The sequence below is a fragment of the Cupriavidus sp. GW822-FHT03E04 genome, assembly GCF_058801495.1.
This window is the reverse complement of sequence record NZ_JBXANI010000010.1, coordinates 106,656-132,282: the sequence shown is the minus strand read 5'-3', so window position 1 is coordinate 132,282 and position 25,627 is coordinate 106,656. Positions and strand designations below refer to the sequence as shown.

The following is a 25,627-nucleotide window of genomic DNA, read 5'->3' as shown; positions in this document are numbered from 1 at the left end:
ACCGGCAACCAAGGCCCCTCACCCCACCCCCAGCCGCCCGGCAAGATCCACCAGCGCCGCCGCGCAAGACACCTCCGCCTTCAATGCCAGCAACGCATCCGCGCGCGTCTGCCCGAGATTGACCGCAGCGACCGGCTTGCCAAGCTTGCCCGCTGCGAGGCAAAAGCGATAGCCGGAGAACACCGTCAGCGACGACCCGATCACCAGCAGCGCATCGGCCCCCTCCAGCGCCTGCATGGAAGCGTCGACGCGCTCGCGCGGCACCGACTCCCCGAAGAACACCACATCGGGCTTGAGCACGCCGCCGCAGTGCCCGCACGCGGGAATGTGCACGGCCTCGAAACTGGCCAGCTCCAGGTGCGCATCGCCATCGGAAGCCGGCAGCGCGCGCAGTTCCGCCAGCGCCGGGTTGTCCACCTCGAGTTGCGCCTGCAGCGAAGCGCGCGGGCGGCGCGTGCCGCATTGCAGGCAGATCACGCTGCCCACATGGCCATGCAGCTCGATCACGCCGGTGCTGCCAGCGCGCTGGTGCAGGCCGTCCACGTTCTGGGTGACAAGCTGGCGCACATAGCCAGCCGCTTGCAGCTGAGCCAGCGCGAAGTGCGCGGCGTTAGGCTGCGCGTTGGCCAACACCGGCCAGCCCAGCATGCTGCGCGCCCAATAGCGCTGGCGCACCGCATGCGAGCGAAAGAAATCCTGCGCCTGCACGGGCGGCGTGCGCTGCCAGTTGCCCTGCGCGTCTCGGTAGCCGGGAATGCCGGAGTCGGTGCTGATGCCGGCCCCCGTCAGCACCAGCAGGCGCGGATGGTCCCGCACGAACGCGTGGAGATCGGCCAGCAGGTTCCGGTCGGTGACGGTCAAGGGGAGCTCCTTGTCTTGTGCGCGTGGCGTGCGGGGGGCGTGCGTGGCGTATCAGCCGGATCAGAAGCTGGGACCGCCCGCGCCCGCGGCGGCATCGGCGGTCTGCCCGGCGAGCGCCAGCCAGGCCTTCAACTCGGCGCGATACTGCTCCATCGCCGCGGCGTGCAGGTCGAAGATGCAGGGATCGCAGCCATTGCCGCAGCAATCATTGATATCCGGCGTGGGCGGCGCTACAGGCTTGGGCGGCAATGCTTGCGCTGCCGGCTCCGGCGTAGCCGCCGTTTCTGGGGTGCGTCCTGCGGGGGACGCCAGGTTTTCTACCGACACCATCGACTCCAATTGAATTGCACGATCAGTATACGGCCGGCGGGCGCGCGCCGCTGCCGATGCCACTGGCCAGCCATGCCTCGAATGCCTCGCTGCCCGGCTCCCCCGCTACCGCCGCGTAGACCACCAGCCGCAGGTGACGCTCCTCGTCCGCAGTGAGCGTGGCATGCTCGCAGCGCACCGTGCCCACCGCATCCAGCCACAAGGCCCGGATGCCGGTGCAAACGCCCTGCACATCGTGCTGGCGCCACCATTGCCTGAAATCCGGCGCTGCGCGCTCCAGCTCGTCCACCAGCTCAAGCAGGGTCGGATCGTCCGGTGCGCGGGCCAGGTCGCGGCGAAAGCTCGCCAGCATCTGTGGCGCCTGCGCCTCCCAGCCGGCAAAGCGCTCGCGCATGGCCGGGTCCAGAAAGATCATGCGCAGCATATTGCGATGGCCCGGCGCGCAAGCGCCAAAGCCGAACACGCGCTCGGCCGCCGCGTTCCACGCCAGCACATCCCAGCGCAGGTTGAGCACATAGGCAGGCCGCAGCGGCAGGTCGTCCATCAACCGGCGCACCAGCGGCGGCACCGTGCACCAGGTGCGCCCGCTCTCGGCTGGCGGGCGCTGGTGCGCCAGCAGAAACAGGTGGCGCCGCTCGGCGGCGTCCAGCCGGAGCACGCGCGCCAGGTTCTCCAGGAACGCCGCCGAAACGCCGATCTCGCGCCCCTGCTCCAGCCAGGTGTACCAGGTCAGGCCCACGCCGGCCAACGCCGCCACCTCCTCGCGGCGCAGGCCCGGGGTGCGGCGCCGGCCGGCGCTGGGCAGGCCCGCCTGCGCAGGCGAGATGCGTTCGCGCCGCTGGCGCAGGAAGTCCGCCAGCGCAGCGCGGGTACGGTCTAGGGTGCGTGGCGGCATGAAATTAGCGGCATGGCGTTAGCCTGTTGCCTGATGTAATAGCATAATTAGTTAAATTGTAATACTTTAACGAGCAGCTGAGAATGCGGGCCTAAGTATTCAACAGGATCCCCCATGCCCTCTCCAAGCGCCTTGCCCGTGCTGTTCGTGCTGTTGCTAGGCGGCTTTGTCACCGTCTTCGACCTGTTCGTGGTCAATGTGGCGATTCCTTCCATTCAGGCCGACCTGGGCGCCAGCTTCGGCGAGATCGGGGCAGTCGTGGCGGCCTACGAACTTGCCTACGGCGTGCTGCTGATCACCGGCAGCCGCCTGGGCGATCTCCACGGCCGGCGGCGGCTGTTCGCGCTCGGCATGGCAGGCTTCACGCTGGCCTCGGCGCTGTGTGGCGTGGCCCCTACCGCGGCGCTGCTGATCGCGGCGCGCGTGCTGCAAGGCGGCGCCGCCGCGCTGTTGTTCCCCCAGATCTACGCCGTGATCCGCGTCAGCCTTGACGAGGCCGCGCGCCGCCGCGCCTTCGGCCTGCTCGGCATGACGCTTGGCCTGGCTGCCATCGCCGGCCAGGTGCTGGGCGGCCTGCTGGTGCAGAGCGACCTGTTTGGCCTCGGCTGGCGCCTGATCTTCCTGATCAATATCCCGGTGGGCGCGGCAGCCATGCTGGCCGCGCGGCGCATCCCCGAATCGCGGGCCATGGCAGCGCCCGGCTCGCCCGCAAGCGGGCTGGATTGGCCCGGCGTGCTGCTGGCCAGCGCCGGGCTGACGCTGCTGCTGGTGCCGCTGCTGGAGGGCCCCGCGCGCGGCTGGCCGGGCTGGGCCTTTGCCTCGCTGGCGCTGGCCGCCGCCTTGCTGGCCGGCTTTGTGCGCTTGGAGCGGCGCCGATCCGCGCCGTTGGTGGATCTGGCCCTGTTTGCCCAGCGCCGCTTTGCCCTGGGCACGCTGGTGGTGCTGCTGGTGTACTCCACGGCCAGCGCGTTCTTCCTGTGCTTTGCCCTGCTGTTGCAGGCTGGGCTGGGCGTCGGCCCGCTGCTGGCCGGCAGCGTGTTCGCGCCGGCCAGCGTGGGATTCGTTGCCGCGTCGATGTGGGCGCCCCGGCTGGTGGGGCGCTTCGGCAACGCCGTACTCGCCGTGGCGGCCTTGCTTTACGCCACGGCGCACACCGTCCTGACGCTCCAGGTGGTGACGGCAGGCGCCATGCTGGTGCCCTGGCATCTGGTGCCCGCGCTGATCCTGTTCGGCCTGGCCCAGGGCATGCTGATGACGCCGCTGCTCAATCTCGTGCTCGGCCTTGCACGCGAGGCGCAGGCCGGCATGGCGTCCGGGCTGGTGTCGACCATGCAGCAAGTGGGCGGCGCATTCGGCATCGCCATCGCGGGCATGTTCTTCCAGCAGGCGCTGCAAGCCGAAGGCGGCATCGGCAGCACGCAACGCTATGCCCACGCGTTTGCCGGCGCGATGGGCTACAACCTGGCGGCGGCGCTGCTCTGTGCGCTGCTGTTGCTCGCACTGGCTCGGCCGCTAGCCCGCCCGGACGCCGCGGCCCAGGCGGCACGCTGATCAGCCGCCCGTGCCGGGTGAGGGCTTGCGGGCCTCCAGCACCGCCCGCAGCCGCGTCACCGCCTCAGCCGACTCGGCCTCAATGCGCTTGCGCAGCACCAGCCAATTGGTCAGCGCAAACAGCAGGTTCGGCGCGGGGTAGCTGAATTCGCGCCGGAAGTGCGTGCCCTGCGGCGTCTGGGCGAGCGTGTAGCGGACCGCGCCCGCCTCGCGCCCATCGATGGTGCCCTGGATCATCCAGGCCGAGGATGGGCTGCGCTCCACCGCGGTCCACACCACCTGGCCGCGCCGCCCGGCTACCGAGAACGTCTCGGTGACCTGCTCGCCGGGCAGGAGCGAATGACCGGCCGAGGCGCCAGTCACGGCGAGCGAAGATGGATGCCAGTTGGGCCAGTTGGCGGGCGTGGAAACGTAGTCGAACACCACGGCATCAGGCTGCGCGATCGTCACCTCGTTGACGATATGCGTGACGGCGCGCCACGACCGCGGCAAGGGGAGCAACAGCACGGCCGCCGCGCCCGCCAAAACCAGGAACCCGACGAACAGGGTCCGCCGCTTGTGGGTCCGCCTTCTGTGGATTCGCCGCCTGCTCATGGTGGGGGCCTGGACTATCAATGCGCCGACGGGCTGCGGTAAGGCCTGCGGCCCTCTCCGGCTAGGGTGGCCGAAGTGCTTTTAGCTTTTAGTGTAGTCAGCTTTGATCGCCGCGATGGCTCGGCGAATCACGCATGCAAGACGCCCTATCACGGGGACGGCCACCTCGCCCATCCCATGAAATGCTTACCCCCAATTGGCCGTATTCCGGCCATTGGCTGGTTGCTATGCTCAGTGCCGAAAAGGCGGAAAAAGCAGAGAAGGTAAAAAAGGCCGGATGGCTCTATGGAGACGAGGTATATGCGCAAAGCACTAATTTCCTGCCTGGGACTGGCAATGGCGGGCTGCGCCGTGGGTTATCGGAACTCCGATCTCGCCGGGGCTCAGGACCTGCGCATGCCGCTACCGCCCTGCACCGCCCCCGCGGCTAGCAACTGCCTGAACGACAGCCAATCACTCGAACCAGAGGCCATTTACGCGGCGGAAGTGGGATCCCGAACTAACAGTCCGCGCGTCGGGCTAGCACTGTCCGGAGGTGGGTCAAAGGCGGCACCGTTCGCGCTTGGCGTCTTGCAGGAGTTAGTCAACGCCGACGCGCTGGGCAGCATCGACTATATCTCCAGCGTGTCGGGTGGCAGCTATGCGGCACTTTACCTATACGCCAACGCGTTGAGGGTCAGCGAAAAGCCCGAACTCGGGCCCCTCAAGCGGTACTTCGCGGATATCCGTCCCGTTAGTTTCCCCCCAAAGGAAAAGACGGTTGGCACCGAGGGCTACGTGCCTGCTGCCAGCCCGGGAGGGCTGAAGAAAGACCTGCAATTGGATGTAGCCCAGGCAGGTGCCTGCGAGAAGATATTCACCCCGGCGCAGGAACCCGTCGTTCAAGACAACCGGAACCTCGGGTGGGTAGATTGCTACCAGGACATCCTGTTTACCGCGCCCGGCGGAACGTCCAAGCGCTATGACCGTACAGAGCCTGTGCGCAAAGCGGCCTTTACGGCGCTGGAGAACATCTCCACCGCGCCCGTTGCGCTGCTCAGTGGCGTGCTGTTTGACTGGCGTCTACCCACCTCACCCTCGCAGCAGCAATATGCGCGAGGGATTTTCCGGACCTACGGTTATCAGCCGTCCGCAGGCGAGGAGGTTCCAGCGCCCCTCTGGAGCGCGGATATCGCAGCGCAGATGAACTCGCTGACATTCAGGCGGCTGAGGACGCTCTATTCGGCATCGCCTGTGAATCCGCGCGTGCCGATCTGGATCATCAACGCCACCGCAGCGAGTGGCAATGTGCTGCTGGATGTCGACTCCGCACCTTATGACCTGTCCGAAGCCGTCTTTGAGGCCACGCCGTTTGGTTACGGCGCTGGCCGCTTCGGCTACGTGCGGGGCTATCTGGACGACCTGGGCGTCGGCGTCGCCGACACCGTGCTGGCTTCGGCTGCCTTCTTCGACACCGCCCAACGACAATACAACCGTTTCGCAGTCAACAGCGTGCTGACGCTAACGAACTCGCGGTGGGGAATCGATATCGCCAACTATCGCGTCGGCGACGCCACGCGCCGCTGGCACTCGCTGCTGCCCTGGCCGTTCTACTACCTGAATGACCTCCCCTCATCGAACAGCGGCCCCACCATTCATTTGTCCGACGGCGGGCAAAGTGGCGACAACCTTGGGATGGTCAGCCTGATTCGGCGCGGCATGGACAAGCTGATCGTAGTGGCAGGGGAACAGGATTTCACCGCCACCGGCGAGCGCGATGGCTATTCGGACTTCGCTTCGCTTTGCGCAGTCAACCGCTATCTGGGCCAGCAGTCGCCGCAGCGGCATATCGTGTTCTTCGGCCATCCGTCGGAGCCAAACGAGGATATGTTCGACCTTTCAGCACAATGCGATGCCGACAAGGTTCGCCTCAAGACGGCAATCTTGTCTGCCGAAGCCAAGCAACCCGTGCCGGGAGCCGTCAACCCCTTGCGCTGGCGCAATGCGGTTTGGCGAGGCCGGATCGTCCCGCTCGACGATACGCAAGCCGCCGCGTCGGAAAAATGCGTTCAGCCAGCTTGCGCGGAGGTGTTCTATCTGATGTCTGGATTGGATCGAGCGCGCTGGATGGCCAAGGCGGCCTATCTGATCGATGACAAAAAATACGCGGAGGTGCAAAACTGTATCGGATACAAGGCCTTCGATCCTGACGGATTCGAGTACAGTTGCCCTGTGTTGCAGTACTTGTTCGAGCAGATACGCGATCCGGTTTGGCGCTGGCCACAGACTACGACCGTCGGCACCACCTATAACAGCAGTGTCAACCTTGCGCGTGCCTACCGTTACCTCGGCGTACTGGGCGCACGCTCGCTGCGCGAAAGCCGGTTGTTTGCCAAAGAATAGTGCAGCGAGCCCGTACGGCCGGTTGTCCGACGCATACGGGCCCATCGTGCGGCAACGCAAGCACAGCCAGGCAGCAGGACACCACGCTGCTTGTGCTCAGTGGTTCGATGCCAGCGGGCCAGTGCCCGCCTGCGCCACACTGGGTGCGGCATCCGGCAACGGCCCCCACCCGCCGCCCAGCCGGCGCACCAGCGCCACCGTGGCGGAGGCACGCAGCCCGGCCACCTGGTTGGCGTCGCGCTGCGACTGCAGTACCGTGCGGTCCGCGTCGATCACCGTCAGGTAATCCACCGCGCCCGCCTCGTAGCGGCTGCGCGAGATCTTGGCCGCGCGGCGGGCGCCGCCCAGCGCGCCGTCCAATGCGCCGGCCTGCTGGCTCAGCCAGCGTACGTCCGCCAGGCTATCTTCCACCTCGCGCATCGCGGTCAGCACGCTCTGGCGGTAGCTCGCCACCGCTTCCTCGTGCTGGGCGCGCGCCGCCGCCAGGTTGGCCTTGTTGCGGCCTCCGTCGAAGATCGGGGCGGCGATCGTGCTGCCGATCAGCGGCCCCAGCGCCCACGCGCTGGAGGACCACTTGAACAGGTTCGACAGGTCGCTCGACTCAAAGCCGAACAAGCCGCTCAGCGTGATGCGTGGATAGAACGCGGCCTTCGCCACGCCGATGCGTGCATTAGCAGCCGCCATCAGGCGCTCGGCTTGCGCGATGTCGGGACGGCGCTCCAGCAAATCGGAGGGCAGCCCCGCCGGCACGGTGATCAGCGCGGCGTCCAGCGGGCGCGCAGCCAGCGTGAAGGCGGCCGGCGGCGCGCCGGTCAGCACCGCCAGCGCGTGCTCCTGGTTAGCGCGGCGGCGCTCGATGCCGGCGAGATCCGCGCGGGCTGTACCAAGCTCGGCTTCGGCGCGGGCGGGGTCGAGGTCCGTGGTTTCGCCTTCGTCGAAGCGGCGCTTGAGCAGCTTGAGCGCGTCCTCGCGCAGGGTGATGGTGGCGTTGAGCAGGTCGCGCTCGCTGTCCAGCGTGCGCAGCGCGAAGTAGGCTTGCGCCACGTCCGCCTGCAGCGCCAGCAGCACCGAACGATACAGGTCTTCCGCCGCATCGCCTTCGGCGCGCGCCGCCTTGACGTTGTCGGCCACGCGACCGAACAGGTCAAGCTCGTAGCTGGCAAAGGCGCGTGCCCTGAGCACGGTCTGCGGCGCCACCTTGGTGCCATCGGGCAGCCCTTGCGAGGCGGCCGACAATTGCGTGCGGGTCGGGTCCAGGCCCACGCTCAACTGCGGGTACTGGTCGGCCTCGGCCACGCCGGTGAAGGCGCGGGCCTGCTTGAGGCGTGCCGCGGCGATCGCCAGGTCCTGGTTGGATTCGGTCGCGGTGGCGATCAGGCGGTCGAGATCGGCGTCGCCGAAGATCTTCCACCATTCGCCGCGCTGCGCGCCTTCGGCGGGCGTGGCCACCTTCCATTGCGTGCCTTCGGCTTGCGCGGCCATCGCTTCCTTGTAGGCCGGCGTGGCGGCGGTCGCGCTTTCCGGCACCTTGTAGGTCGGTGCCAGCGAGCAGCCCGCCAGGATCAGGGCCACGGCCAGCGTGGCCAGGCGCGGCAGCGCCGCAGGCAGTAGCGATGTCATCTTGGATGTCAATGTTGCGTTCATGTCGATCACCGTTATTCAGCGGAGGCGATAGCCTTGTGGCTCGCCGACGGCGCTTCCGACACCTTGCGGCGCTGGCCACGGGTCGCCAGCATACGCAGCGCCACGTAGAACACCGGGGTCAGGAACAGCCCGAAGAAGGTCACGCCCAGCATGCCGGCGAACACTGCCACGCCCATCGCATGGCGCATCTCGGCACCCGCGCCGGTGGACACCACCAGCGGCACCACACCCATGATGAACGCGAACGACGTCATCAAGATCGGGCGCAGGCGCAGGCGGCTGGCTTCAATGGCGGCGGCCACGATGGAGCGGCCCTCATGCTCCAGCTCCCGCGCAAACTCCACGATCAGGATCGCGTTCTTGGCTGACAGCCCCACCAGCACGATGAAACCAATCTGCGTGAAGATGTTGTTGTCGCCCTTGGTCAGCCACACGCCAGTCATGGCAGCCAGCAGGCTCAGGGGCACGATCAGGATCACGGCCAGCGGCAAGGTCAGGCTTTCGTACTGCGCGGCCAGCACCAGGAACACCAGCAGCACGCACAGCGGGAAGATCCATACCCCCGCGTTGCCGGCCAGGATGTCCTGGTAGGTCAGGTCGGTCCACTCGAACTTGATGCCCTTGGGCAGCGTCTCGGCCGCAATGCGTTCAGCCGCGGCTTGCGCCTGGCCCGAGGAGAAGCCCGGGGCCGGGCCGCCGTTCATGTCCGCCGCGGTGAAACCGTTGTAGCGGATCACGCTGTCCGGCCCAAAGCCCTGGTTGACGGTGAGCAGCGACGACAGCGGCACCATGTCGCCCGCGCTGTTGCGCGTCTTCAGTTGCAGGATGTCCTCGGCGTGGGCGCGGAACTGCGCATCCGCCTGGACCTTGACCTGGTAGGTCCGGCCAAACTTGTTGAAGTCGTTGACATAGGCCGAGCCGAGGTAGGTCTGCAGCGTGTCGAACACGTCCGTCACCGGCACGCCCAACTGCTTGGCTTTCACCCGATCCAGTTTCACATCCAGCTGCGGCACGTTGACCTGGTAGTTGGTGAAGATACCGGCCAGCTCCGGCGTGGCGCGCGCCTTGGTGGTAAAGGCGTTGGTTGCGTCGAACAAGGCGTCGTAACCCAGCGCGGCACGGTCCTCGATCATCATCTTGAAGCCGCCGATGGTGCCCAGGCCCTGAACCGGCGGCGGCGGGAACACGGCGATGAAAGCATCCTGGATCGCGGCGTACTTGCCATTTAGCTGCGCTGCGATGGCGTTGCCCGACAGTTCCTTGGTCTTGCGTTCTTCAAACGGCTTGAGCGAGACAAAGACAATGCCGGCGCTCGGGCTGTTAGTGAAGCCATTGATCGACAGACCCGGGAAGGCAATCGCCGATTCCACGCCCGGCTGCTTGAGCGCGATGTCGGACATCTGGCGGATCACGTCCTCGGTGCGGTCCAGCGTGGCGCCGTCAGGCAGCTTGGCAAAGCTCACCAGGTACTGCTTGTCCTGCGCCGGCACAAAGCCCTTGGGCACCAGCTGGAACACACCCCAGGTCAGCGCCAGCATCACGGCGTAGACGCCGAACACCGCCGTCTTGCGCGAGATCACGCCCTTCACACCCTTGCCGTAACGATCGGCGCTGGCGCCAAAGAAACGGTTGAAGCGGCCGAAGAAGCCACCCAGCACGCGATCCATGCCGCGCGAGAGCCAGTCCTTGGGCGCATCGTGGCCGCGCAGCAGCAGCGCGGACAAGGCCGGCGACAGCGTCAGCGAATTGAAGGCCGAGATGATGGTCGAGATGGCGATGGTCAGCGCAAACTGCTTGTAGAACTGACCGGTCAGGCCCGTCATGAAGGCCAGCGGCACGAACACGGCGATCAGCGTCAGCGCGATCGCGATGATCGGGCCGCTCACCTCACGCATGGCCTTGTAGGTGGCCTCTTTTGGCGATAACCCCTCGGCGATATTGCGCTCGACGTTCTCCACCACCACGATCGCATCGTCCACCACGATCCCGATAGCGAGCACCAGCCCGAACAGTGACAACGCATTGATCGAGAAGCCAAAGGCGTGCATCAGCCCGAACGTCCCCACGATCGACACCGGCACGGCCAGCAGCGGAATCACCGAGGCGCGCCACGTCTGCAGGAACAGGATCACCACCAGCACCACCAGGGCGATGGCTTCGAACAACGTGTGGGTCACGGCCTCGATGCTATGGCGCACGAACTGCGTCGGGTCATAGACGATGCTGTAGTCCACGCCATCGGGGAAGTTCTGCTTGAGCTCCTCCATGGTCTTGCGCACGTCGTCCGATATCTGGATGGCGTTGGAGCCAGGAGCCTGGAAGATCGGAATGGCCACCGCGGACTTGTTGTCCAGCAGCGAGCGCAGCGCGTACTCCGACGCGCCCAGCTCGATGCGGGACACGTCTTTCAGGTACGTCACGCCGCCATCGGGCGAGGTCGCCACGATGATGTCGCCAAAGGCCTCCACGGTTTCCAGGCGGCCCTGCGCGTTCACCGAGAGCTGCAGGTCGGCGCCCGGCAGCGCGGGCGAGGCGCCGATCACACCAGCGGCCACCTGCACGTTCTGCTCGCGGATGGCCTTGACCACGTCGGCGGCCACCAGCTTGCGCTCGGCCATCTTCTCGGGGTTCAGCCACACGCGCATGGAATAGTCACCCGAGCCGAACAGCTGCACCTGGCCCACGCCCTGGATCCGCGCCAGGCGGTCCTTGACGTTGATCACCGCGTAGTTGCGCAGGTAGGTCATGTCGTAGCGGTCGTTCGGCGAGACCAGGTGGACCACCATGGTCAGGTCGGGCGAGCTTTTCACCGTGGTGATGCCCAGGCGGCGCACGTCCTCCGGCAGGCGCGGCTCGGCTTGCGCCACGCGGTTCTGCACGAGCTGCTGGGCCTTGTCCGGATCCGTGCCGAGCTTGAAGGTGACGGTCAGCGTCAGCAGGCCATCGCTATTGGCTTGCGACGACATGTAGAGCATGTCCTCGACGCCGTTGATCTGCTCCTCCAGCGGAGACGCCACGGTCGCGGCAATCACCTTGGGGTTGGCGCCCGGATACTGCGCGCGCACCACCACGGACGGCGGCACCACCTCGGGATACTCCGAGATGGGTAGCTTGAACATCGAGATGGCGCCGATCAGGAAGATCAGCACCGATAGCACGCCGGCAAAGATAGGCCGGTCGATAAAGAATTTCGAGAGATTCATCTCAGTCTCGGCAGTCTTGGCGAAAGGGCTCCCCCTGGCGGCCTGAATGGCAGGCGCCATGTGGAGCGGGGAAGCTAAAAAATGGTTTGGCCTCGGGGGAGAGGTACTTTCAAAGCCGGCGCACCGTGGATACGCCCGCCCTCTCCCCCGGCCCCTCCCCCGCCATGCGGGAGAGGGGAGCAAACCCTTGACGGATTCAGCGTATGCGGTTCATGCCGGATCGGCTCAGGTCACCGGCTTTCCGTCGGCCGCCTTATCCGTGGTTTTCTCCGTGGCCGCTTGCTTGCGGTCAGCCGATTCGCCGCGTTGATCCAGTTCGCGCTTGAACGCCATATCGACCGGCTTGGGCGCAACCGTGATGCCGGGGCGCACACGCTGCAGGCCATTGACCACGATCTTCTCGTCGGCCTTCAAACCCTGGCGGATCACGCGCAGCCCTTCATACGACGGCCCAAGCGTGACTTCGCGATAGGCCAGTTTGTTGGCGCCATCCAGCACCAGCACAAACTTCTTGCCCTGATCGGTGCCGATGGCGCGGTCGTTGATCAGCACCACCGGATGCGGCGTGCCGCCGCCGAGCTTGATGCGCGCATACAGTCCCGGCAGCAGGCGGCCGTCCGGGTTGTCGAACACGGCGCGCACGCGGATGGTGCCGCTCTTGGTGTCGAGCCGGTTGTCCAGCGACTGGATATGGCCCTCGCGCGGATAGTCCTCATCGTTAGCCAGGCCCAGGAACACTGGGAGCTTTGACTGGCCACCTTCGCCACCGGACGCTTTGTCCGCCGTATAGCGCAGGTAGGTCTGCTCATCGAGCTCGAAGCTGGCATAGACCGGCGAGACCGACACCACCGTGGTCAGCACCGGCGTGCCGGCACCGGCCGCCACCAGGTTGCCCACCGTGATCTCGGCGCGCGATACGCGCCCGCTGACCGGCGCGGTGATGCGCGTATAGGTCAGGTTAAGGCGAGCCACATCCAGCGAGGCCTGCGCGGCACGCACATTGGCGATGGCTTCGCGCGAACCGTTGTCGCGCTCATCGAACTCGCGGCGCGATACCGCGTTGTCCTGCACCAGTCGCTGCGCGCGGGCCAGTTCGGTCTGCGCGTGGCCGGCACGCACTTGCGCGGCGGCCAGCGCGGCTTCCGCACGCGCTACCTCTGCGGCATAAGGACGCGGGTCGATGGTAAACAGCGGATCGCCCTTCTTCACCAGCGCGCCTTCACGGAAGTGCACGGCGTCGATGGTGCCGCCAACGCGGGCGCGGATCTCAACCCGGTCCACCGCTTCCAGACGGCCGGAGAACTCGTCCCATTCGGTGATGGTCTTGCCAAGGGCCGCTGCCACGTCCACGGTGGTGGGTGCTGCCGGGCCAGGCACGGCCTGCGCCTCGCCGGCGTGCCAGGGCTTGAAGATCGAGGTGGCCAGGCCAGCGCCGAGCACTGCGACGATGGCCAGGGCAATCATGGTGCGTCGAGTTTGCTGATTCATTTTCTTGACTCCGTATTCCGTCTGCGGGTTTTCTTCAACTGGAAAGCAAAAATAGGACGAACGCCCCCGCCGGAGCACGCAAAGGGAGCGCGCCCGGTACGCCTGCTGATCGCAGGCCGGCGTGGCTTATTGGTAACGCGGGATCAGCCGGGCGGGCTGGCTCCTGTCTGGCGTTCGGCCTTGGGTGAGGCGTCGTCGTCGCCGGCAAGATAGCCTTGCAGGTAACGCGCGCCTTCGTTTATCCACACCTGACATCGGTCGTGGGACACTTCCACGCCGGCGCCACAGGCACCGGGCATGATCTGGACCTGCGCCGGCACACTGGCCGTCTGCAGGCGGCTGACGAAGGCTTCGCCTTCGGCACGCAATGCATCTTCTTCCGCCACCTGCACAAAGGTGGGCGGCAGGCCGGCCAGCCGCGAGGCCAGCGCCGGGGCCGCGTAGGGATGCACGCTGGCGGCCGGGGTCGGCAGGTAATCACGGTAGTAGCCCGCCAGGCGCTGGAGCATTTCCAGCGGCACGCTGCGCCCGCCCTGCCCGACCGAGCACGAGGCGTGCTGCAGGCATGGATCAGTCACCGGGCGGATCAGCCACTGCGCGCGCGGCTCGGGCAAGCCGCGGTCGCGCAGCATCTGCGACAGCGCGATCGCCAGGTTGCCGCCCGCCTCTTCGCCCACCAGGGCAAAGCGCAGCTTGTCCACCTTGAGGCGGCGCGCATGGCGCAGCACCCATTCGGCGGTATGAAACACGTCCTCCGGCGCCGCCGGGAACGGAAAATCGGGGGCCAGCGAATACGCCGGAGTGACCACCACCGCAGGCACGGTAACGGCCAGCGAGCGCGCCAGGCGCTGGGATTTCTCCAGGCTGCCGTCCACAAAGCCGCCCGCATGCAGGTAGATCAGCCACGGCAGCGACGGGGCGGCCTTGCCCTCCGGATAGCCCGGCGGGTAATTCAGGCGCACCGTGATGGTGCGCCCGCAGCTCTCCACCGCGTGCTCCGTCACGCGCCCCTCGGCCAGTTCGGCTGCTAAGGCTGCTGCTGCGGCTTTCGATTGCGAGGGCGACATGTCGGTCACGTGCGGCGCGATGGCGACGCATCCATTGCATATTGCGATGCAGCGAATTATGGTGGTTGATGAAGGTGGGATAAAGCGAGGCTTTACCAATGCACTGTTTCTCCGGTGAAATAATCGGGCATGTGGCGCCCGGGAGACCCTTCGCTGTGCAAGGTCATCCATTTTGTGCTCCACTCCCGCACTTGCGCAGCCGCGCAAGCCGTCATGAGCCACGCCGGGCCGCACCCCACCCGGGTGCCTGCCCCGCCAGCCAGACCTGCCTGTTTCCTTACCCAGGGGAGTGAACATGGATCGTCTCGTATCAATGCAGGCCTTCACCCGCGTGGTGGATGTCGGCAGCTTTGCGCGCGCGGCCGAGGCCATGGACCTGCCGAAAGCCACGCTCACCCGGCTGATCCAGAACCTGGAAACCCATCTCGGCGTGAAGCTGCTGCACCGGACCACCCGGCGCATCAGCGTGACCACCGACGGCGCCGCCTATTACGAGCGCTGCGTGCGGATCCTGGCGGACGTGGAAGAGGCCGAGCAATCCCTCACCCACCAGAACAACACGCCGCGCGGCACGCTGTGCGTGGACACCACCGCCGGGCTGGCGCAACTGGTGCTGATCCCCAAGCTGCATGAGTTTTTTGCCGCCTACCCCGAGCTCAAGATGGAGCTCACCATCAACGGCAAGCCCATCGACCTGCTCAAGGAAGGCGTGGACGTGGTGCTGCGCGTGGGCGACCCGGTGGACGACACCATGGTGGCGCGCCGCATCGGCCAGCTGCGGCTGGGGCTCTACGCCTCGCCGGTCTATCTCAAGCGCAACGGCACGCCCACCCAGCCCAGCGAGCTGGTGCAGCACCGGGCCGTGAACTACCTGTCCAACCGCACCGGCCGCGAAGTACCGTGGCCGCTCGGGCAAGGCGAGCAGCGCACGGAAATGCTGCTGCCCTCGTCCATCTCCACCAACGACGGCGACGTCTACCTGAGCTGCGCGCTGGAAAGCCACGGCATCGCCCGCATCTCGCGCGCCATGGCCCTGCCCTATGTGGAAAGCGGCCGGCTGGTCGAAGTACTGCCCGACTGGCCCACAGACTCGTTGCCGATCGCCGCGATGTACCCGCAGAACCGCCACCTGTCGGCCAAGGTGCGCGTGTTCGTCAACTGGGTGGCCGAGCTTTTCGCACACCATCCGCAGTTTGGCGAGACCCAGGCGGGACAGCCTCAGCCATCCCGGCAACCCAAGCTGGCGGCCTGAGCGCAACACGGGCGTACTGCGCATTAGCACCGGTTACACCGCGCCGGAAGACGCGGCGGACATTGAGCCCTCCGCCACGGCCAGCGCTTCCACCTCGAACAACATCCCGTCAAGCGCCAGCCGCGGCACCGGAATCAAGGTGCATGCCGGCTTGGGTGTATCGCCCCAGGCGCGCGCCACCGCCGCCGCCAGCACGGCCAGGCGCGCCTCGTCGTGATCCACCACCAGCACGGTCAGCTTGGCCACATGGCGCAACTGCGCGCCAGCGGCGGCCAGCGCCACGCCCAGGTTGTCGAACGCCTGGCGCACCTGCGCCTCGAAACTCTCAGGCAGGCTGCCATCCGCGCGCTCCCCACCCTGCCCGGCCACGCAGACCAGGCCCGCGCCGGGCGCGACCATCGCCACATGGGAGTAACCGTTGGCGCTGGGATCATAGAGGCCAAGCGGATTAAGCATGGTGAGCTGACGCGATGCGTGTTGGGTACGAGTGGCTTGCATGGGACGATTTCCTTGATAGACAGCATTGAGACAGCAATGATCGGCTTGGCCAGATGCAGGACAGACTCGACATTGCCGCCCGCCTGCCCTAATATCCAAGACAGTTTTTGGATATTAGGGTGCACCCATGAATTATGCAAACAATAACTTGGATAACCCTACTGGGTCTCCGGGTGATCGCATCCTGTTCCTGTTGAAGACCAAGGGCGCGGCATCGACCACGCAGATCGCCCAGGCGCTGGGCGGCACCGCCGAGGCCGCACGCCAGCAGGTGCAGAAGCTGCTCGCCGCCGGGCTGATCGAGGGCCGACAGCAAAGCGCCAGCGGCGCAGGCCGGCCGCGCCAGGACTGGACCCTCACCACCAGCGGGCACGGCCGCTTTCCCGATACCCACGCGCAACTCACCATCCAGCTGATCGGATCGGTGCGGCAGTTGTTCGGCGAGGAAGGCATGGACAAGCTGATCGGCCAGCGCGAGTCCGAAACCCGCGCGCAATATCTCGCGGCGGTCGCCGGCCAGGGCGAGTTGCAGCAGCGGCTCGCCACGCTCACCGCGCTGCGCCAGGCCGAAGGCTATATGGCGCGCCTTGAGCAAGACGGCAAGGACTGGCTGCTGATCGAAGACCATTGCCCGATCTGCGCCGCTGCGCAGACCTGCCAGGGGTTCTGCCGGGCAGAGCTGCGGATCTTCCAGGAGGTCATCGGCGCGCAAGCGACCGTCACCCGCGAAGAGCATCTGCTGAGCAACGCGCGGCGCTGCGTGTATCGCGTCACTGCCGCGGCATAGGTGCCATAGGTGAAATAGGTGAAATAGGTGAAATAGGTGACCAGCCGGGGTTAGCGTGGATTGGTCATCCTCGCCGCCGATGCTATCTTGCTGCGCACCCACGGCGCCGTGCCCGCCAATTCGAAATTCGAACCCCGGAGAGACAACCCATGCCTTGCCGCCAAGCAAACACGCCGCGACGGTTGCGCCAGGCCACGCTCTGCCTCACGCTGCTGCTCTGCACTCTGGCAGCGCGCGCACAGACCGCGCCACAGGTGGTTGACATCCCGACGCGCCCCGGCGTGACGCAGCGCTTCCTGTATCTGGCGCCCGCACAGCCCACGGCTGCGGTGATCCTCTACGCAGGCGCGCATGGTGGCCTGAACATCTACCCCAACGGGGGCGTTGCCTGGGGTGCCGGCAATTTCCTGGTGCGCTCGCGCCAACTCTTCGTCGACAACGGGTTCGCGGTTGCCGTCATCGATGCGCCGAGCGACCGCCTGTCCTGGCCCTACCTGAGCGGCTTCCGCCTGTCCGCCGAGCATGCCGAAGACACCAAGGCCGTGATCGCCTGGATGCGCAGCCACACCAACCTGCCTGTCTGGCTGGTCGGCACCAGCCGCGGCACCCAGTCGGTAGCGTCCACCGCGATCCGGCTAGCGGACGATGGCGGCCCCGATGGCATCGTGCTGACCGCCACCATCCTGCGCGACGATCGCGGCCAACAGGTGCCGGCGATGGCCCTCGACAAACTCAAGATACCCGTGCTCGTGGTCCATCACGAACAGGATGGCTGCAAGCAGTGCCCGTACAACGAAGTGCAAGGACTGATGGACAAGCTGGCCAAAGCCCCCAAAGCCGGACTGATCCACTTCGCCGGCGGCAAGAGCGTTGGAGACCCGTGCGAGGCCATGTCCTATCACGGATTCAACGGGATCGAGCCACAAGTGGTGACGGCCGTAGCGGGGTGGATGGCGGAAAAGTAAAGACTCGGCAAGCCATGATGACAGCCCGGCGACAACATCATGACAACGCGATGACGCACCGTTGCGCCTCTCCGTCGCACTTGCAAAACACCTTGCCGATAACAAGGCAGCGAGTGCTAGGATAAGCATGTGACCTCCCCGGCGGACCGCGCCGTTGAAGCGTTACATGCAGTACGTCCGATACGGGCGTACGTGCGCTAAGTGCGCCGTTCACTGACATGCCTGGGAGGTTGCAAAATGACTCCAACCCTCTTTTGGCAAAACGTGAAGCGCAGCGCCACGCTCATCAGCCTGTTCGCCGGCTGTGCGCTTTGCGCGCACGCGGGCGACATCACCGGCGCTGGCTCCACCTTCGTCTATCCCCTGCTGGTGAAATGGGCGGCCACCTACTACGCCAAGACCGGCCAGGAGGTGAACTACCAGCCCACCGGCTCGGGCAACGGCATCCGGCAGATCAAGGCGGCCAATGTCACGTTCGGCGCCTCCGACATGCCGCTCAAGCCAGATGAATTACGCGCAGCCGGACTGGTCCAGTTTCCGCTGGTTGTCGGTGGCGTGGTGCCGATCGTCAACCTGGACGGCGTAGCCGCTGGCCAGGTCCGCTTTACTGGCCAATTGCTGGCGGATATCTATCTGGGCAAGATCGCCAACTGGGATGACCCGGCCATCGGCGCGATCAACCCCGGCATCCACTTCCCCAATCAAAAGATCCTGGTCGTGCATCGCAGCGACAGCTCCGGCACGACCTTCAACTGGGCCGACTACCTGTCCAAGGTCAGCGACGAATGGAAAGGCAGCGTGGGTTCGGGCACCACCGTCAAATGGCCGGCAGGCGTCGGCGCCAACGGCAACGAGGGCGTGGCCACCTACATCAAGAATGTCAAAGGAGCGATCGGCTATGTCGAGCTGACTTACGCACTGCAACGCAAGCTGCCCTACACGGCCGTGCGAAACCGGGACGGTGCGTTTATCGAGCCCGCGCGGGAGAGCTTCAGCGCAGCGGTAGCATCCGCAGACTGGAGCCAGCACCCCGACTTCTATCAGGTCATTACGGACGCGCCCGGCACGCAGGCGTGGCCAATTACCGGCGCCGTGTTCGTGATCATGCCAAAGGCCCCGAAGGATCCCGCCAGCGCCAAAGCCGCTCTCGCATTCTTCCGTTGGGCACTGAATGACGGGCAGGCTGATGCCGCGGCAGAGCACTACGTGGCGCTGCCACCCGCGCTGGTCAAGCAGATCGAAGCCTACTGGGGAGAGAACCTGAAGTGAGTGCGGAAAGCCCTGCGCTGCAGCGCGTTCCCGGTTTCCGCTCAGTGCTCCGTATCGCCGGCGTGGGCGCTCCAGTCAATATGGTCCGAGAGATAGTGCCTGTAGGCATACTCGACATCGGCATCGGCGTCCTCATGGGCCTGGAGCGGATTGTCCCTGCACATGGGGCAAGTGTGCCGTGATGACGCTTGCGTCTGCGTGCCCTCCATCATGGTCACAAACCCTCTGTAACGCCCCCAGGGCAATTCCTCAACAGAAGTGACGAGGAACAAATCGCCGCGCTGATACGTTGCCATGGCTGCACTCCTTCATGCTGATCGGGGACATTCATTCTAGCAACGGCTTGCGCGAGCGCAACCCCGGTTTGGCAGCCTCGAAGCCGAGGTTACTCAAGCGCCGCTGGCGCGTCTTCTTGCACATCCTCTTGCGCCAGTTTGCACTGGCCGTCCAGGAAATCGCTGGCGTGTCCATTGCTGCCAGCCTCACGATCGACCGGTTGGTCCACGATGACAAAGCCGCCCGTGCCCTTGGCATCCGCCACATAAGTGACAAACACGCCCCGGTCCGGCACGACTGACGCCGCCTCGCCAAGACGATGCTTGATAAGCAGGAATGGATTGACGGACAGCGCCGCTCCCGGCGAAGGCACGAAAACAGCCTGTACCGGCTTGCCCATGAACCGCAGCGCCGTCCAGGCGGTCCCGATACGCGCACTCGCGCCGGCGACAAAGTCCCTGGCATCCCGGCTGATGCAGTCCAGGTGGATATGCATCTGCTCCTGGCTGCGTGCCGCCTTAGCATTGATCGCCAGCCCCAGGATGCCATCGGGCAACGGCCGCCCGCGTGCCTGCCCGACAAACCGCCTGACGTCCCAGCCGAATGCCCACGGGTTCGGCCCGCCCTCTTCCCACAAGCCTCGTTCCTCCACGCCAGTCACGCGATGATCCGGAATGACGAGAAAATGCGAGCGGCCGATGGCATCCTTGTAGAGCACCAAGCCTTTTTCACGATCCACCACCACGCAATCGGGATGATGCGGCGCGCCGGGTGCCAGGCAGCGCGCCTGCACGTTACGCCAGAGCCCATCCTTGGCAAACATCGCAAGAAACCCGACGTCCGCATCGGCCCAGGCACTCGTCGCCATGCATAGCACCAGCAGCAGGGCCAATCGCCGCGCCGTGGCACCAAAAGCAAAACCAAAAACAAAAAGAGCCATCAACCTGATGGCTCCACACCCCGCGAACAAACAAGCAAAGCACACCCCATCCCCAGCATCCCCGGCATTCTTGGACGCACGGTGAGACCACAAAGCGAGGGAGAGGCCAACCGACTCGTTACGACGACTACGACGATCCAGGCCTGGGGCAGTCGTGGGTATTGGCATTCAGAACTTATCCACCTGAGTCGGCATAGCCTGCATTGTGCAGGACAAATATGGCAACACGATGGCGTGTTTAGCGACGCTGCATTCCTATACTTGAGAATGCGCCTCACCGATTATCAGGCGAGTGCCTGACCAAGCCCTTTCGCCCTTTCGTCCTCAAACAACACGCGCCAGCACAGCGCCACATCACGCACCGCCGTTTCCTGCCAGGTGGCAGGCAATATGAAAACCGAATCACAGTCCTCAATGATCGCCAGGATATCCGAAGCCCTGAAAGTCCCGGTGGAGGAGGTGGAGCGCGCGTATTTCGCCGCCTGGCACGAGCTTCAGGCCGGCGCCAAGATTCACGACTACCTGCCGCTGTTTGCCGCCAGGCGCGTGACGGAGGCGTTTCGGAAACAACGGCAATCCTCAGCGCTACCACCCCCGCCTGTTCCGGCATCGGCCGCGCCGCCGCGCTACGTTTAGCAGCCGAAGGGGCCGAAGTCATCGTTGGCGCGCGCCGCACTTAAGCTAGAGGAGTGGTGGAGCGGTGTTCCTAAGACCACTGACTTTCTGCGTACCAAACGCCGCTTTGTGCGATTTTTTCCGCTTGTCCGCGTAACCCGGACACGGACACGGACAAGCCTCCTACGGCGCATACGCTCTCCCCCACTATCGATCAGCCCCAATCGAGGGGGCGCTCGACCTCCTTCTTGTTCGCGTCCGCCTGTCGCTACCCGCCCGTATCTATTCACGAGGCAGTGACCCAAGCAAGAAAACACTTCCAAACCATTGATATACAATGAATTCCTGAAATGACGATCCATTCAATATCTATTCATGCCCACCCGACCATCCGCCCTGCTGGAAATCCTTAGCGAGGGACCCGCCAACGCGGCGAGCTTGTGCCTGCGGCTGAAGATCAGCCAGCCCACGCTGTCGCGCCGTATCGCAGAAGCTGGCGACCGCATTGCGCGTGTTGGCAGCGCGCGGGCTGTGCGGTATCTGGCATGCCGGATTGTGGCGGGGCAGACGCAATTTGCGCTGTACCGTGTTACGGCTGCAGGTCGGATTGAACAATGGGGCGAGCTGCTGCCGGTCCATCCAGGCTTTATCCTACGCCAAAGTGGCGAAGACGACTGCTTGCTGGACAGCTTGCCTTGGTGGCTACAGGACATGCGCCCGCAAGGCTTTATCGGGCGGCACTGGGTGCGCCACCGTGCCGCTGCGCTAGGTTTGCCAGATGACCTGCTGAATTGGAGCGACGACCATGTGCTGGCCGCGCTGGCGGCGGGAGAGCATGATGTGCCCGGCAATCTGCTTCTGGGTGACGCAAGCCGCTCCGCCTGGCTGGCACACCAGCCGGACAGCATCGCCACGAGTGAGCGCGCACAGCATTACCCTCGCCTTGCCGCCCAATCGATGGCGGGCGAATTGGTTGGCTCCAGTGCCGGCGGGGAGCAACCCAAATTCGCCGTGCACATGAATGGGCATGCAGTCCTCGTCAAGTTCAGTGCCGCGCAGGACAACGCGATTAGTCAGCGTTGGCGCGACCTGCTGCTGGCGGAGCATCTCGCCCTGCAACAGTTGGCCAATCACGGCCTATTAGCTGCCAATAGCGAAGTGCTGGATGCTAACGGCCAGCGTTTCCTGCAGCTATCGCGCTTCGACCGCACCCAGCAGGGTGGTCGGCGTGGCGTGGTGTCACTGGCCACCTTGGACGCGGAATTCGTCGGGCGGGCTCGCGCGACCTGGCCGGAACTCACCGAAGCACTACTCAAGCAGGCCCGCATTACGAAGCAAGCCCATCAGGATGTCTGCCGGCTATATGCCTTCGGCCGCCTGATCGGCAACAGTGATATGCACAATGGCAACCTTGCCTTTCTGCATGAAGGCACCATACCCCTGTCACAGGCCCCTGCTTATGACATGCTGCCCATGGCCCTGGCCCCCGACCGCAGCGGCACAATGCGCGACAACCTGCCCACGTTCACACTGCCCACTCAGCCGCCGGCCAGCGTATGGCACGAAATGCTGCCGTTGGCCCGCGCATACTGGCGGCGCCTCGCCGAGCACCCGCTGGCCAGTTCAGAATTTGCGGAGATTGCCGGACGGCAGCAGGCCTGGCTCGACGAAGCCAGCCGGCAGCTCGAGCGGCTGGCCTGAGAGCAAGCACGCCCGCATGCTCTGGGGCCATGCTGGCAAAAAAACGAACGTGCTGGAACCCGACGATTCTGCTGGCAAGTCATCATTTTCCCAGGCTCAGTGACCAAGACCACTCCTGGCGATCTGCTGCTCAACGAACTGGGCGAACAATGCATGCAGGCGCGTCGCCGGATGAAGGTCGTCGGCGAACATGTAGGTCTGATCGGCATTGGCCGTCACGTAGGTAGCCGGCGAGCACAACAAGGCCGTGTCGTGAGGCGTTTTCGCAGGATCGCAGGCGACGCCGGTGTTTGACACGACGAAGCCATTGGCCTGAAAGCTCGCAATGATCTGGTTCTCCCATGTATAAGAATCGATCTGGATGACCTTGCCTTGCAGGCCATCGGCCTGCAAGGCAGCGATCAAGCTGTTGTTGAAGATCTGCGATAGCTGGGTCAGGTTTGCCCCGCCGTCGGACGAGGCGATGCCTTTGGGCGATAGTCCGACATTCGGGACATTGACCACGACGACATGCGTGGCGCCGTTCTGGATGATCTGTCCGACAATTTGAGCCAGGGTGGTTGCCGCCGTCTGCACGGTCTGCGCCGCGGCCGGCAGTGCCCCGGCGCGAAGCACGTCGTTCGAGCCGCCCCAGACCAGCACCAGCTGATTGGCGTTGAAGCTCCCGTGTGCGGACAAATAGCTCGAAACCTGCTGGTTGACGGGCATTTCGACGTTGCCGATCACGTCAGTCAGAAAATTGTTCAGGTTTGCCGGCGTTGCCACCGTGGCGCCGCCCTCCGCATAGCCGAGGCCGCCTTGCGCACTCAACTGATGCGTGATGCCGATCGTAAACGCAGCGCTTAGCGTATCGCCATAGTATTGCGCCACATTCTGAGTCCACACTTGCCCAGGATTGGTTGTGAATCGCCCTCCGCCGACCGCGCTAGCGATCGGCGCAAAGGTCCCTACATCAGACAGGCTGTCGCCAAACGAGACAACTTGCAGCGCAATGCCGCCTGCCGGGCCGGACGCGCCACTGCTGCTACCCGAGCCGCCTCCATCCCCGCCGCATGCGGCAACCAGCGAAATCACCACGGCAAGAATCGCGGCACGTACCTGATCGATGCTTCTTTGCATGGTTTCTCCCCGCAGGTTGGCCGGGCAACCGCCCCCACGTGGCGGGCCGATCGGCGGCCCGCATATCGCTCTTGCGATAGGTACCTTGTCAGGCTGACGAGTGCAAAGCGCACATGGCTGCCTTGCCGCTGACCGGCGGCTCATCAGTAGCCCATCAGTAGCTAGACTAGCGAAGGGCTCTGCGCGATGACGCATGACGCATGACGCATTGATTATAGTGACCTGAACGGGCCGTGCAGTCGGTACGGTGCCGGACATGGTGGACGTCCGGATGTCAATCCGGCCCAGATCAGCAAGCAGGGGCCGCACCCGGTGCAGCGAGCGCCACGCTTCCGAATCAACGTTGAGAGTCGGCTTTGCCAGGGGCTGCGGCAGCATCCAGAGCCAGCATCGCGGGCCCGATCATCGCCTGCAAGCGGGCGCGGCTGACGCCGTCGCGGGCCTGCACGGAGATGCCGTGCAGCAGCGCGCCGTAGAGATCGCCAAGCGCGGCGATGTCGGTGTCCTGCCGCAGTTCACCGCTTTGCACCGCCGCATGTAGCCGGTCAATGATGGATTGCGTGCGCTGGCGGCGATGTTCTGCCAGCCAGTCGGCCACCGGTTCGTTCTCGAGTGCGCAACTGCTGGCCGCGGACACCACCAGGCAGCCATGCGGACGGCCGCGTTTGGTGTAGGTCCGCGCCGCGTCGTTGAGCAAGCGTTCGATGGCCTGCCTGGCCGACTCCTCTTCCTGCATGGCTCGATCCGCGAAGCCACCTTCGCCTGCCTCGTAGAGCGCCACCGCTTCCCGGAACAACGCTTCCTTGCTGCCGAACGCCGCGTAGATACGCGCCGAGGCCAGGCCCAGCGCCTCGACCAGCGTCGACATCGACGCGCCTTCATAGCCGCGCTCCCAGAACACGGTCATGGCCGTATTCAGGGCTTGGTCTCGATCAAATTCTCTGGGGCGTCCGGCCATGTTCTGCTCGTGAGTGAATGCTGTCGCGGCGTGCATTTTACCGTCGCGGCGCCGAACACGGTTGACTTCCTCATCCTTGCCATCTATTCTTTGTCGCTCAACAAACAATAGGCGGTTCAATCCATGCAAACCATCAAAGGTCCAAGTCTCCACCTCGCCCAGTTCAGCGACACGCAAGCGCCGTTCAACACGCTGCCCGCCATCGCCAAATGGGCCGCCGACATCGGCTTCAAGGCATTGCAGATTCCAGCGTGGGACGAGCGCCTGTTCGACGTGAAGACCGCAGCGCAAAGCCAGACATACTGCGACGAAGTCAAAGGCATGCTGGCCGGGCACGGCCTGGTCATCAGCGAACTGACCACGCATATCTTCGGGCAGCTGGTGGCGGTGCATCCCGCCTACGATTCAATGTGCGACAACTTCGCGCCGCCCGCGCTGCGCGGCAATCCGCAGGCGCGCTCCGCCTGGGCGCTGGAGCGCCTCCAGCTTGCCGCCAAGGCGTCGCGCCGGCTTGGCCTGACCGAGATGGGCGCCTTCTCCGGCTCGTTCGCGTGGCCTTACCTGTTCCCGTTCCCGCAGCGCCCGGAAGGCTTGATCGAAGCCGCCTTCGAAGAACTCGCCAAACGCTGGTTGCCGGTGCTCAATGCCTGCGATGCGCAAGGCGTCAACCTTTGCTATGAGATTCATCCCAGCGAAGACCTCCACGACGGCGCCACCTTCGAGCGCTTCCTCGGCCTGGTTGGCGACCATCCGCGCTGCCACATCCTGTTCGATCCCAGCCACTTCGTGCTGCAACAGCTGAACTACCTGGACTACATCGACTTGTACCGCGACCGCATCCGCATGTTCCACGTCAAGGACGCCGAGTTCAACCCAAGCGGGCGGCAAGGCATCTATGGCGGATATACGTCGTGGACCGAGCGCGCCGGACGCTTCCGCTCGCTGGGCGATGGCCAGGTCGATTTCAAGTCGATTTTCTCCAAGCTTGCGCAATACGACTACCAAGGCTGGGCCACGCTCGAGTGGGAGTGCTGCCTGAAAAACCAGGAAGACGGTGCGCGCGAAGGCGTGGATTTCATCAACCGCCATATCATCCGCGTGACCTCACGCATCTTCGACGACTTTGCTGGCGCCACCGTCAACAAGGCGCAGATCGACAGCATGCTCGGCATCGCCTGACACCGACATCGCATTCATCGCATCCAATGCCTCCGATGCATCCAATCCATCCA

At 65.0% G+C, this 25,627-nt stretch carries 22 protein-coding genes; 9 read left to right on the top strand and 13 right to left on the bottom strand.

The features are described from left to right. Positions 1–18 precede the first annotated feature (18 nt). From AC1RQC_RS16060 to AC1RQC_RS16050, 3 genes are read right to left on the bottom strand one after another with little or no spacing between them, the layout of a single operon-like run. Positions 19–861: an NAD-dependent protein deacetylase gene (locus AC1RQC_RS16060; protein ID WP_492883949.1), complete on the bottom strand. Its 843-nt coding sequence runs from the start codon at positions 859–861 to the stop codon at positions 19–21. A 60-nt stretch (positions 862–921) separates the two neighbouring features. Further along, positions 922–1,191: an oxidoreductase-like domain-containing protein gene (locus AC1RQC_RS16055; RefSeq protein ID WP_492372173.1), complete on the bottom strand. Its 270-nt coding sequence runs from the start codon at positions 1,189–1,191 to the stop codon at positions 922–924. 22 nt (positions 1,192–1,213) lie between these two features. Further along, positions 1,214–2,086 carry a helix-turn-helix transcriptional regulator gene (locus tag AC1RQC_RS16050; RefSeq protein ID WP_492883947.1) on the bottom strand — a complete coding sequence of 291 codons (873 nt, stop codon included), beginning with the start codon at positions 2,084–2,086 and terminating at the stop codon, positions 1,214–1,216. A 114-nt stretch (positions 2,087–2,200) separates the two neighbouring features. Between AC1RQC_RS16050 and AC1RQC_RS16045 the strand changes: the two genes are divergently transcribed. Further along, positions 2,201–3,637, top strand: a complete 1,437-nt coding sequence (locus tag AC1RQC_RS16045) for an MFS transporter (protein ID WP_492883945.1) — start codon at positions 2,201–2,203, stop codon at positions 3,635–3,637. Here the strand turns inward: AC1RQC_RS16045 and AC1RQC_RS16040 are convergent, their stop codons facing one another. Next, positions 3,638–4,162, bottom strand: coding sequence for an SRPBCC family protein (locus AC1RQC_RS16040; RefSeq protein ID WP_492372178.1), 525 nt, complete (start codon positions 4,160–4,162; stop codon positions 3,638–3,640). 369 nt (positions 4,163–4,531) lie between these two features. Here AC1RQC_RS16040 and AC1RQC_RS16035 point away from each other — a divergent pair, with 369 nt between their 5' ends. Continuing rightward, positions 4,532–6,613, top strand: coding sequence for a patatin-like phospholipase family protein (locus tag AC1RQC_RS16035; RefSeq protein WP_492883943.1), 2,082 nt, complete (start codon positions 4,532–4,534; stop codon positions 6,611–6,613). 96 nt (positions 6,614–6,709) lie between these two features. Here AC1RQC_RS16035 and AC1RQC_RS16030 read toward each other — a convergent pair whose 3' ends face one another. The 4 genes from AC1RQC_RS16030 to AC1RQC_RS16015 form a co-directional block, all read right to left on the bottom strand. Next, complete coding sequence (locus AC1RQC_RS16030; RefSeq protein ID WP_492372169.1) at positions 6,710–8,257, bottom strand: efflux transporter outer membrane subunit; 1,548 nt, start codon at positions 8,255–8,257, stop codon at positions 6,710–6,712. Between the two features lie 11 nt (positions 8,258–8,268). After that, on the bottom strand, positions 8,269–11,460 hold the full coding sequence (locus tag AC1RQC_RS16025) for an efflux RND transporter permease subunit (protein WP_492372168.1): 3,192 nt from the start codon (positions 11,458–11,460) through the stop codon (positions 8,269–8,271). A 225-nt stretch (positions 11,461–11,685) separates the two neighbouring features. After that, a complete protein-coding gene (locus tag AC1RQC_RS16020) occupies positions 11,686–12,948 on the bottom strand; it encodes an efflux RND transporter periplasmic adaptor subunit (RefSeq protein ID WP_492372167.1) in 1,263 nt (420 codons plus the stop codon). A 143-nt stretch (positions 12,949–13,091) separates the two neighbouring features. Further along, on the bottom strand, positions 13,092–14,015 hold the full coding sequence (locus AC1RQC_RS16015) for an alpha/beta hydrolase (RefSeq protein ID WP_416052301.1): 924 nt from the start codon (positions 14,013–14,015) through the stop codon (positions 13,092–13,094). 295 nt (positions 14,016–14,310) lie between these two features. On the opposite strand from AC1RQC_RS16015, the gene AC1RQC_RS16010 reads away from it, so the two are divergent. Beyond that, the gene (locus AC1RQC_RS16010) at positions 14,311–15,267 is read left to right on the top strand and encodes a LysR family transcriptional regulator (protein ID WP_492372166.1); all 957 of its coding nucleotides are present in this window, start codon (positions 14,311–14,313) and stop codon (positions 15,265–15,267) included. Between the two features lie 33 nt (positions 15,268–15,300). Here the strand turns inward: AC1RQC_RS16010 and AC1RQC_RS16005 are convergent, their stop codons facing one another. Continuing rightward, positions 15,301–15,765 (bottom strand): RidA family protein, encoded by a 465-nt coding sequence (locus AC1RQC_RS16005; protein ID WP_492372165.1) that lies wholly within the window; start codon positions 15,763–15,765, stop codon positions 15,301–15,303. Between the two features lie 127 nt (positions 15,766–15,892). Here AC1RQC_RS16005 and AC1RQC_RS16000 point away from each other — a divergent pair, with 127 nt between their 5' ends. The 3 genes from AC1RQC_RS16000 (at position 15,893) to pstS (ending at position 18,786) form a co-directional block, all read left to right on the top strand. Next, on the top strand, positions 15,893–16,552 hold the full coding sequence (locus AC1RQC_RS16000) for a helix-turn-helix transcriptional regulator (protein ID WP_492807095.1): 660 nt from the start codon (positions 15,893–15,895) through the stop codon (positions 16,550–16,552). A gap of 149 nt (positions 16,553–16,701) precedes the next feature. Next, complete coding sequence (locus tag AC1RQC_RS15995) at positions 16,702–17,517, top strand: alpha/beta hydrolase (RefSeq protein WP_492883941.1); 816 nt, start codon at positions 16,702–16,704, stop codon at positions 17,515–17,517. Between the two features lie 237 nt (positions 17,518–17,754). Next, on the top strand, positions 17,755–18,786 hold the full coding sequence (gene pstS / locus AC1RQC_RS15990) for a phosphate ABC transporter substrate-binding protein PstS (protein ID WP_492807091.1): 1,032 nt from the start codon (positions 17,755–17,757) through the stop codon (positions 18,784–18,786). 41 nt (positions 18,787–18,827) lie between these two features. Here the strand turns inward: pstS and AC1RQC_RS15985 are convergent, their stop codons facing one another. Together AC1RQC_RS15985 and AC1RQC_RS15980 are read right to left on the bottom strand one after the other, a co-directional pair. After that, positions 18,828–19,082: a hypothetical protein gene (locus AC1RQC_RS15985; RefSeq protein WP_183031900.1), complete on the bottom strand. Its 255-nt coding sequence runs from the start codon at positions 19,080–19,082 to the stop codon at positions 18,828–18,830. 89 nt (positions 19,083–19,171) lie between these two features. Continuing rightward, positions 19,172–19,930, bottom strand: coding sequence for a CDP-diacylglycerol diphosphatase (locus AC1RQC_RS15980; RefSeq protein WP_492883939.1), 759 nt, complete (start codon positions 19,928–19,930; stop codon positions 19,172–19,174). Positions 19,931–20,392: 462 nt separating this feature from the next. Here AC1RQC_RS15980 and AC1RQC_RS15975 point away from each other — a divergent pair, with 462 nt between their 5' ends. Both AC1RQC_RS15975 and yjjJ read left to right on the top strand, forming a co-directional pair. Beyond that, positions 20,393–20,638: a DUF3562 domain-containing protein gene (locus AC1RQC_RS15975; RefSeq protein WP_416052295.1), complete on the top strand. Its 246-nt coding sequence runs from the start codon at positions 20,393–20,395 to the stop codon at positions 20,636–20,638. Positions 20,639–20,992: 354 nt separating this feature from the next. Then, positions 20,993–22,318, top strand: coding sequence for a type II toxin-antitoxin system HipA family toxin YjjJ (gene yjjJ, locus AC1RQC_RS15970; RefSeq protein ID WP_492883937.1), 1,326 nt, complete (start codon positions 20,993–20,995; stop codon positions 22,316–22,318). A 96-nt stretch (positions 22,319–22,414) separates the two neighbouring features. On the opposite strand, the gene AC1RQC_RS15965 is transcribed toward yjjJ, so the two are convergent. Together AC1RQC_RS15965 and AC1RQC_RS15960 are read right to left on the bottom strand one after the other, a co-directional pair. Beyond that, positions 22,415–23,437 (bottom strand): SGNH/GDSL hydrolase family protein, encoded by a 1,023-nt coding sequence (locus AC1RQC_RS15965; protein WP_492372158.1) that lies wholly within the window; start codon positions 23,435–23,437, stop codon positions 22,415–22,417. Positions 23,438–23,774: 337 nt separating this feature from the next. Beyond that, positions 23,775–24,395 (bottom strand): TetR/AcrR family transcriptional regulator, encoded by a 621-nt coding sequence (locus AC1RQC_RS15960; RefSeq protein ID WP_492829610.1) that lies wholly within the window; start codon positions 24,393–24,395, stop codon positions 23,775–23,777. 123 nt (positions 24,396–24,518) lie between these two features. Between AC1RQC_RS15960 and AC1RQC_RS15955 the strand changes: the two genes are divergently transcribed. Then, positions 24,519–25,574, top strand: a complete 1,056-nt coding sequence (locus AC1RQC_RS15955; RefSeq protein ID WP_492883935.1) for a sugar phosphate isomerase/epimerase family protein — start codon at positions 24,519–24,521, stop codon at positions 25,572–25,574. The last annotated feature ends 53 nt before the right edge of the window (positions 25,575–25,627 follow it).

Coding starts and splice junctions, on each gene's coding strand:
- AC1RQC_RS16055 (WP_492372173.1), bottom strand. CDS start 1,191: ATGGTGTCGGTAGAAAACCTGGCGTCCCCCGCAGGACGCACCCCAGAA.
- AC1RQC_RS16050 (WP_492883947.1), bottom strand. CDS start 2,086: ATGCCGCCACGCACCCTAGACCGTACCCGCGCTGCGCTGGCGGACTTC.
- AC1RQC_RS16045 (WP_492883945.1), top strand. CDS start 2,201: ATGCCCTCTCCAAGCGCCTTGCCCGTGCTGTTCGTGCTGTTGCTAGGC.
- AC1RQC_RS16035 (WP_492883943.1), top strand. CDS start 4,532: ATGCGCAAAGCACTAATTTCCTGCCTGGGACTGGCAATGGCGGGCTGC.
- AC1RQC_RS16030 (WP_492372169.1), bottom strand. CDS start 8,257: ATGAACGCAACATTGACATCCAAGATGACATCGCTACTGCCTGCGGCG.
- AC1RQC_RS16025 (WP_492372168.1), bottom strand. CDS start 11,460: ATGAATCTCTCGAAATTCTTTATCGACCGGCCTATCTTTGCCGGCGTG.
- AC1RQC_RS16020 (WP_492372167.1), bottom strand. CDS start 12,948: ATGAATCAGCAAACTCGACGCACCATGATTGCCCTGGCCATCGTCGCA.
- AC1RQC_RS16015 (WP_416052301.1), bottom strand. CDS start 14,015: ATGTCGCCCTCGCAATCGAAAGCCGCAGCAGCAGCCTTAGCAGCCGAA.
- AC1RQC_RS16010 (WP_492372166.1), top strand. CDS start 14,311: ATGGATCGTCTCGTATCAATGCAGGCCTTCACCCGCGTGGTGGATGTC.
- AC1RQC_RS16005 (WP_492372165.1), bottom strand. CDS start 15,765: ATGCAAGCCACTCGTACCCAACACGCATCGCGTCAGCTCACCATGCTT.
- AC1RQC_RS16000 (WP_492807095.1), top strand. CDS start 15,893: ATGAATTATGCAAACAATAACTTGGATAACCCTACTGGGTCTCCGGGT.
- AC1RQC_RS15995 (WP_492883941.1), top strand. CDS start 16,702: ATGCCTTGCCGCCAAGCAAACACGCCGCGACGGTTGCGCCAGGCCACG.
- pstS (WP_492807091.1), top strand. CDS start 17,755: ATGACTCCAACCCTCTTTTGGCAAAACGTGAAGCGCAGCGCCACGCTC.
- AC1RQC_RS15985 (WP_183031900.1), bottom strand. CDS start 19,082: ATGGCAACGTATCAGCGCGGCGATTTGTTCCTCGTCACTTCTGTTGAG.
- AC1RQC_RS15980 (WP_492883939.1), bottom strand. CDS start 19,930: ATGGCGACGAGTGCCTGGGCCGATGCGGACGTCGGGTTTCTTGCGATG.
- AC1RQC_RS15975 (WP_416052295.1), top strand. CDS start 20,393: ATGAAAACCGAATCACAGTCCTCAATGATCGCCAGGATATCCGAAGCC.
- yjjJ (WP_492883937.1), top strand. CDS start 20,993: ATGCCCACCCGACCATCCGCCCTGCTGGAAATCCTTAGCGAGGGACCC.
- AC1RQC_RS15965 (WP_492372158.1), bottom strand. CDS start 23,437: ATGCAAAGAAGCATCGATCAGGTACGTGCCGCGATTCTTGCCGTGGTG.
- AC1RQC_RS15960 (WP_492829610.1), bottom strand. CDS start 24,395: ATGGCCGGACGCCCCAGAGAATTTGATCGAGACCAAGCCCTGAATACG.
- AC1RQC_RS15955 (WP_492883935.1), top strand. CDS start 24,519: ATGCAAACCATCAAAGGTCCAAGTCTCCACCTCGCCCAGTTCAGCGAC.